Source organism: Nostoc sp. (assembly GCF_036917275.1).
Lineage (GTDB): Bacteria > Cyanobacteriota > Cyanobacteriia > Cyanobacteriales > Nostocaceae > Nostoc.
In genome coordinates this window covers 263,449-271,115 of record NZ_JBALDF010000041.1, presented here as the reverse complement: position 1 = coordinate 271,115, position 7,667 = coordinate 263,449, and the positions used below count along the sequence as shown (strand labels likewise).

Annotated in this window: 8 protein-coding genes and 1 pseudogene; 5 read left to right on the top strand and 4 right to left on the bottom strand. The window is 41.4% G+C overall.

Annotated elements, in window-relative coordinates; all coding sequences use genetic code 11:
* The 4 genes and pseudogenes from V7K35_RS16400 to V7K35_RS16385 form a co-directional block, all read right to left on the bottom strand.
* Positions 1 to 194: pseudogene (locus tag V7K35_RS16400) on the bottom strand (photosystem II q(b) protein); the annotation flags it as partial.
* A 212-nt stretch (positions 195 to 406) separates the two neighbouring features.
* A complete protein-coding gene (locus V7K35_RS16395; protein WP_335080298.1) occupies positions 407 to 1,078 on the bottom strand; it encodes a DUF2834 domain-containing protein in 672 nt (223 codons plus the stop codon).
* A gap of 216 nt (positions 1,079 to 1,294) precedes the next feature.
* Entirely contained in the window at positions 1,295 to 2,425 is a 1,131-nt protein-coding gene (hrcA, locus tag V7K35_RS16390) for a heat-inducible transcriptional repressor HrcA (protein WP_335080297.1), read from the bottom strand.
* A gap of 435 nt (positions 2,426 to 2,860) precedes the next feature.
* Positions 2,861 to 3,193: a rhodanese-like domain-containing protein gene (locus V7K35_RS16385; protein ID WP_335080296.1), complete on the bottom strand. Its 333-nt coding sequence runs from the start codon at positions 3,191 to 3,193 to the stop codon at positions 2,861 to 2,863.
* Between the two features lie 157 nt (positions 3,194 to 3,350).
* On the opposite strand from V7K35_RS16385, the gene V7K35_RS16380 reads away from it, so the two are divergent.
* From V7K35_RS16380 to V7K35_RS16360, 5 genes are all read left to right on the top strand, one after another.
* Positions 3,351 to 5,009 (top strand): DUF3352 domain-containing protein, encoded by a 1,659-nt coding sequence (locus V7K35_RS16380; protein WP_335080295.1) that lies wholly within the window; start codon positions 3,351 to 3,353, stop codon positions 5,007 to 5,009.
* Between the two features lie 521 nt (positions 5,010 to 5,530).
* The gene (locus V7K35_RS16375; RefSeq protein ID WP_335080294.1) at positions 5,531 to 5,716 is read left to right on the top strand and encodes a hypothetical protein; all 186 of its coding nucleotides are present in this window, start codon (positions 5,531 to 5,533) and stop codon (positions 5,714 to 5,716) included.
* Positions 5,717 to 5,882: 166 nt separating this feature from the next.
* The gene (locus tag V7K35_RS16370) at positions 5,883 to 6,497 is read left to right on the top strand and encodes a molecular chaperone DnaJ (RefSeq protein WP_335080293.1); all 615 of its coding nucleotides are present in this window, start codon (positions 5,883 to 5,885) and stop codon (positions 6,495 to 6,497) included.
* Positions 6,490 to 6,969: a nucleotide exchange factor GrpE gene (locus V7K35_RS16365; protein WP_335080292.1), complete on the top strand. Its 480-nt coding sequence runs from the start codon at positions 6,490 to 6,492 to the stop codon at positions 6,967 to 6,969. The genes V7K35_RS16370 and V7K35_RS16365 overlap by 8 nt, the downstream gene beginning before the upstream one ends.
* Positions 6,970 to 7,133: 164 nt before the next feature.
* Positions 7,134 to 7,625: a hypothetical protein gene (locus V7K35_RS16360; protein WP_334795432.1), complete on the top strand. Its 492-nt coding sequence runs from the start codon at positions 7,134 to 7,136 to the stop codon at positions 7,623 to 7,625.
* Positions 7,626 to 7,667: the final 42 nt, after the last annotated feature.

The window sequence follows — 7,667 nt, the reverse complement described above, 5'->3', positions numbered from 1 at the left end:
TCACGGATACCATCGATGTCTACTGGAGGTGCGGCGATGAAGGCGATTACGAAGCAAGCGGTGGCGGCTAGCAGGGTGGGGATCATGACTACGCCAAACCAACCGATGTAAATCCGGTTGTTTGTGCTGGTGATCCACTCACAGAATCGATCCCATACGTTGGCGCTTTCGCGACGTTGAATGGTTGTTGTCATTGTTTTATAAATGCGATTATTTGCAAATGAATTAGGTAGGTTTGACTACCTGTTACACATATTAAAGGATTTATTGCGTTTTGTAAAGTACTTTCAGAAAAAAATTTTCTCTTGGGATTTACACACCCGCAACAGAAAATCCCCGATCTACTGAAAAAGGCGATTTTGGGTAATACCATTTTGGATTGCGAAAAACGCACTTACTTTATTCTTCAATTTACTGCTGGCTGCTTGGATATTGACTCTACACCCACTTCTTGTAAAGGTGGACGCACAGATAAATAAATCAATGGGCCGAATAGCGGTATCAACGTTATTAACCAGAAAAACTGGGGATTCCAACTGCGACGCGCCATATCATCCCCTAGTAATGCGGGAAATAATAGGCAAAGTAGGCAGAAATCTAAACTCATCACATTGATGAAGCGATTTGTTTGCCACTGTTGCACAAAATTACCCCAATCTCCTCCTGTTAAACCATAGGCAATTAGAATAACCGTGGCTACTGTCAAAACAACCCCAGTAACACGAGAATCTAGCAGCTTAAGCAAGGCATTCTTTTTACCGACAAACTTGTTATTAGGTTCCCTAAGGGCTAAGTAGGGTAACAAGGCAAATATCCCGACTGCGAAAGAGGCGATCGCAAATAACCAAGCAGGTATTTTTTGCCCTCTACCGTCAATAAACACTACTGCACTGTAGATGAGAGGCCAGATACCCATGAGGTTGAATAGTGCTATGACTAACGGGTTGACGCCTTGCCACTGACCACTAGAAAGGTTTTTAATTAACTCCAATGTACCGGGTTGTTCAGGAGGAGCGAGGAAAAAAGCATAGGTAATAAATCCTAGCCACAGGAAGCCAAAGGCAATTTTTCTAACCATAAAAGATTTAAGTATAGCAACAGCCAAGGTGGTTAGGACATTAACAGATGATAAAACTTAGACACAAAAAGGCTTTTCACCCAGTCCCCAGTCCCTAGTCCCCAGTCCCTTGCTATAGTATTAATTATTGATTTTGCCGCTACAAATTGGGATATCTGCCTGCTATGGTATTGTTCACTCGCCTATACCCACAGCAGCTTGTCCCTGAACATCACCTTAAGGATTGAAATAACTGAAAGCTTCTGAGAGGTAATCGGCAGCAGATGCCACAACTGCGATCGCACTTTCATAATCTAGTCGCGTTGGCCCCAAAACTCCCACACTTCCTACTGGTATTAAACCTCGGCGATAGGTGGAAGAAATTAAGGTACAGGTACGTATCGGTTCTAGTGGATTTTCGGCGCCAATGCGAACCGTTACCCTTGACTTACCCACATCCTCAGGCTCTGGTTCCTCAAATATTAATCGCCATAGTTGGTCTTGTTCTTCTTCCAGCAGGTGGATAATTGTTTGTACCTGCTGTAACTGGGAAAATTCCGGCTGGCGCAAAACTTCTGACACACCCCGAACCATAATTTGTGTTGCAGTTGGCGCAAGAGTGCGACGAGTCAATTCTGCAACTGAATTTTTCAAGAATTCCCCGTAGCGTTGGAACTCCTGATCTAGTTCGCTCCAGTTGAGGTTGGCTAATTCCAACAGACTTCGCCCCCGCAAGTGGCTATTCAAAAAATTAGAAACAATCTGCAACTCACGATCAATTACCTCTGAATCCCGTTGTGTTTCCTCTGGTATTGGCGACAAATCCATCAACTTGGAATGTGTCTCATAACCTTCAGTCACTACAATTAACATGATCCGCCCCGCTTCAATTTGCACTAATTGCAGATGTCGCAATAGCGCTGTAGTTGTTTGCGGCATCGTAATCAAGCTAATGCAACCACTTAAGGTTGCTAAAATTTGTGCAGCTCCTTGTAGTAGGGTTTCTAAACTCCAATCTTCCCACTGGAGGCGCTTTTGTAGTGCCACCTCCACTTCTCGTCCTAAAGTTTCCGTTCGCGTAACGTCTGTCTGCGACACGCTGCGCGAACGCAGCGAAGGTGTAATTAGCTGGTCAACATAAATGCGATAGCCTGAATCTGAAGGTATTCGTCCGGCAGAGGCGTGTGGTTGGTAGAGTAATCCAGACTTTTCTAAAACGCCCATCACATTGCGAATTGTGGCTGAACTTACACCCAGATCGTACTCTTCGACCAAAGCCTTTGAACCAACAGGCTCTGCTGTAGCAATGTAGTGACGTACTGTTGCCCAAAGTATATGCTGTTGTCGATTTGTTAACTGGACTTCCATAGGGTATGTTTCGCTAGAGGCAAATTTTAATCAGACTCTGGAAAAATTCGTTGATTTGATCGAAAACAAAGAATATTAATAATTAATTAAGATCATAAATTATACAATTATCTTGTGATAATTAACTTTAAGGTTTACATACAGCACTCTTTAAAAGTGCGCTCCAAACAGAATTTAGGCTTTTGCGGCAAAAGCTAAGAGTTTGAATTTACAACATCCTTTTTCGACTTATATTTGCATAATTCTACACTGATAAAAGTATTATTAGATACGTATTTTTGCGGTGATAGCCGCAAAAATTGGGGTAGAAAAACTCCGTAGATATGTACAAATTGCCAAAAGTGGCAAGCCCCTAAACTTATCTACTGCTGGTTTCACAATAGCAAAAGCCAGATAAAGAGTAAGTTCCATCTGAGTAATGCACCTAAACACAAGCTAATACTGAGGAATTGAATGGTCTACTAAGAGGGAGTAAGCATCAATACCACCCGAAATATTTTGCACATTTGTAAAACCTTGAGCAATCAACCACTGGCACATCTGGGCAGAGCGGATGCCGTGGTGACATAACACAAGGGTTTCAGCTTGGGGATTGAAGAGGTTTGGGACTTGATCTCCCCATTCGGTAAACTGACTCAGGGGTAGGTTGACAAAGCCTTCAATGCTAGCGATCGCCAATTCTTGTGGTTCTCGTACATCTACTAGCTGAATATTTGCATCACCAGAAGAAAGACGTTGTGCCAGTTCTTCTACACTAATCTGGTTCATGGGTTGACTAAAAGAATTCCCTATAAAGAGTCCTAATACTATTTATGGTTACAGAAAATCTCTGCCTTTGCATGAGTATCCATTCTCAAGAAGGCTGATATATCCTGGTAAGCTTTCTGCTTAAATGGCTGTAAACCGTCTTTATTAAAGGTTTAATGTGAATAGGCAACGTTCATTTATTGGTTTTATCGTCGCAGGCGCGATCGCACTGCTAGTGATTGCGATCGTTGGCTTTTACTGGTTTTTCGCCAAAAGTCCAGCTAACCTGATTGGTTCTACCTCCCAGCCTGGTGCAGCCATATTCGTGTCAAAACTTTCCCCTGTAATGGTTTCATTACTAGCGAATCCTGAACGTTTGCAGGCGCTGGAGCGGGAAGAGGAACTATCTAAACTCAAAACCAGTTTATTCGCCAAGAGTGGCATAGATTACAAACAAGACATTCAACCCTGGTTAGGGGACGAAATTACCTTAGCTATCACCACCTTAGATATTGATCGCGATCAAGAAAACGGACAGCAACCAGGGTATTTGTTGGCACTAGCAACCAAGCAACCGGAGAAAAGCCGCGAGTTTGTCGAGTTGTTGTTTTCTAAACGAGCTTTAGCTGGAGCAAACTTAGCTGTTGAACAATACAAAGGCGTAAAGCTGATTTCTGACAATTCTCAACCAGAACAAGACTTGCTTGCTGGTGCTGTTGTTGGTGAAGACTTTGTGTTGTTTGCCAACGATCCTAAAGTGTTGCGAGACGCGATTAATAACGTCCAAGCGCCCGATCTCAATTTGACTAGCTCCTCTGAATACCGAAAAGCTACAAAACAACTTCCCAAAGGGGGTTTAGCTGTAGCTTTCTTGAATCTTCCCATTGTGGCAAAATGGCAAGGGTTAGAACTGCCAGAACAACTTTATAACAGCCAAATTATTTCCCTGGCGTTAAACCCCAAAGGATTGCTAGCAGAAACTACCTTTCTGACTTCATCAGAAATTGTCCCTCCATCCCCACCGCTATCTAAACCTGTGGGAGCATTGCAGTATATTCCAGCGTCCACAGGTTTGGCAATTTCTGGCTCAAATTTAAGTAATTTGGGTGACAGTGATGTAGCCAAACTTTGGAGACAAGCAACAGCAACTATATATGGTTCTAAGGAAGATGTGGTTTCTCGACTAGCAAAACCTTTGGCGGATGTTCAAAAACGCTGGGGGATAAACTTTCCAGAGGATATTTTCAGTTGGGTAAAAGGAGAATATGCCATAGCATTGTTACCAGAAGAGCAAGCAACCCCCCATTGGATTTTTGTGGTGGAAAAATCCGAGGCTGTAGAACAAGGTGTTACTCGATTAGATGCGATCGCCTCATCAAATGGACTCAGCATTAATCCGCTGACTATAGACAAGCAAAAAATCTCTGCTTGGACAGAGTTAACTACGGCTACAAAAAAAAGTGATGTTAAAAAAGGAGCATCCTTTAGCATTGAAACAAAAGTGCGGGGATTGCATACAACTTTAGGAAATTACGAAATTTTCACCTCTGACTTAGAGACGATAGATAAAATTCTCACAATCAAGAATAATTCCATAATTGATAATCCCAATTTCAAAGATAGTATCGCTGCGATTCCCTTACCAAATCAAGGCTATATATATCTTGACTGGACAAAGAGCCAGAATTTGTTAGAGCGTCAAGTACCGATTCTTAAACTAGTGGAAGTCTTAGGTAAACCGTTTTTTGATAATCTGCGATCGCTCACAGTTAGCAGTTATGGAACTGATACAGGAGCGCTTAAAGGAGGCGTCTTCTTTAAACTCAATAATTCGTGAGATTTTCATGGAGATAGGACTTACATCGAACCACAGAGGCGCAGAGGACACGGAGAAATGAGAGTTTAAGAGAGTCAAAGTGCAGAAGGTTAAAAATTATTTAACCTTCTGCCTTTTTTTTGCCCCATAATATTTACGTAGACTTTCTGTAGCATTTGCTATAGCAATCCTATTTGAGATCCGAACAGGGGTCATACTGATGCAGCTTAGGAAAATCAAATTCTTGGTGATTGGTAAAGAACTTATATAACGCCATTTTTACTGCTATTGCCCGTTTAAGCTCCCTTGCTTCTGGATGACTGTGAATGAACTCTGTTAAAATTGCTATTCTTTCTCATTTTTGTTGTTGTTTTAGTAAAAAATTATTCATCAGTATAATTTGTCATCAAGACTTTAGTATAAAAGTATCATGAGTTTGGATCTCATTTAGGATTGCTATATAAACACGACTTACGCAAAAATTGCTAAAAAGCTTAATTTATCGAACCGCCAAGACGCCAAGAGCGCCAAGAATTCGTAGAGTGTGCGTAAGTCCTAATAAATTAGGCTATTGGGCTTATGAACTCTGTCCAGATGATCCAAATATCCAAGAAGTTTATCGGTTTAGCCAAGAACTAAAGGATATTCAAAATCTGATGAAATGCGATCGCTTTGATGAAGCCGTCCGTCGGGCAAAATATTCACAACATAACTCTATTCACAACTAAGTCGCTGAGTTTTTTATTAATACCTTGGTTAAAGGTATCCAAAACCGCAATTTATCTTTTGATTTAATTCAGCAATTAGGTCGTTGGGCTTATAAACTTTGTCCAGACGAACCTGCTTTTCAAGAAATGTACCGTAGCCTCAACCTTCGTTAATTAAAGGTATTTTATGGAATATAATCCTTATGATATTCTGGGTGTATCCCCAGCAGCATCCAAAGGTGAAATTGCAAAAGCTGTAGCAGTGGCAATGAAGCACAAAAAACATCCTGTGGATATCATTGCTAAAGCCCAAAAAAGCTTACTAAAACCAGAAGAACGGATCATAGCCGATTATTTGCGTCCGATACTGCCCACGATTAAGCACTTCAAATATAGTGATTTATCGGTTTTGCTTCAGCCAGCACCTAGATTGGTATTATTGCCAGAATTTGATGGATTAGAGCAAGCGATCGCACAATCTGCCCAAGAAGAACGCCTAGAGCGAGAGCCTTTACCGATAACCCTATCAGAGTTATTCACTGAGGGCATTATAGCTTGTAAAGAGGAACGTTACCCCAAAGCGATAAAATATCTAGAAGACTACTGCCAAGGCTGTACAGACACTAATAGTAAAGATTACATTCAAGCCCAAATGTGGTTGATTAAAGTGTATAAAATAGTTGGACAGTTAGAAAGAGCGATCGCGCTTTGTCAGCTTTTGAGTAACCATACCCATCCGCAAGTGCAAAATTGGGCAACTAAAACTTTACCGAAGTTATCAAAGGAGGTTTCCCATGTCTAATTCTATTATCAGTCAAGAACAGATCGACTTGACTATAGAACAATTTGGCAACCTCCAAAAGGAAAATGTTTCACAACAACAGTCTTTGCGAGAACAGCAAACGCAAACCGCAGCAGATACAGAAGATTTATTTTTAGAACTGCTAGAAATTCGTGATGCACTAGAAGCCTTGCTGGACTACCTCAAAAACAATGGCGACTCCAACCCAGAATTTATCCAGCGTTTACCCAAGTCTGTAGGAGCGGTCAATCGTAAGTTTCTCAGTTTACTAAAAAAGCGCCAAGTCTTACCTATAGAACTGCAAACTACACAGCCAGATTTTAATTTATGTCGTGTTGTTGATCGTGAAGTCAGAAATGATATAGCAGACCAAACAATTACTAAAATCGTCCGTCAAGGGTTTTCTTTAAAAGACAAGATCCTGCGTCCAACAGAGGTGATCACATCCAAATTAGAAGTTGAAGAATTGTAGCTGCTGTTTATATCAAGAAAAAGCCTAGCAATTAACGGCTTGCTTTCACAACCCTTTATTGTGGCACATTTGAATGTGGCACAAGCAACTGAAATTTCACTAGAATTTTTTCAGTAAAATATGTATATATCATTACTAATTTAAAAGCCTGTTGGAGGGCTACTATGAAATACTGTCGCCCCCGACTTCAGTTTCACGGTGGCTGGCTGTTGGCTATACTTACCGCCATCACAGCTACCCCTGTAATAGCAGAGACAGCAAATTTTGGTACTTTCAATTTATCAACAAACTTCGATCCAGCACAAGGAAGAGTGCAGGGGTTTACAGGTGGTTCTTACTCATTGTCTGCCATAAGTAACCGCGATCGCGATCAAAAAGCCTGTATTGGCTTTGCTGATCCCACTCCAGATCACATTATGGTTTTGGAAAAGGACTTTTCCCAGCTAACAATACAAGTTGATAGCAACAACAATGACACAACTTTACTGATCCAAGGTCCAGATCAAACCACAATTCGTTGCGGTGATGACACTGGCAAAAGTAAAGATGCTAGCGTTAGCGATCGCAAATGGAAAAGTGGCACTTATCGGATTTGGGTGGGTACATTTAATCCTGGGGTTAAGCGCGATTATACTCTGACAGTGGAGCAGCAGTGAATTAAAGAGTTAGGAGTTAGGGGTAAAGTCCCCAATTCCTAA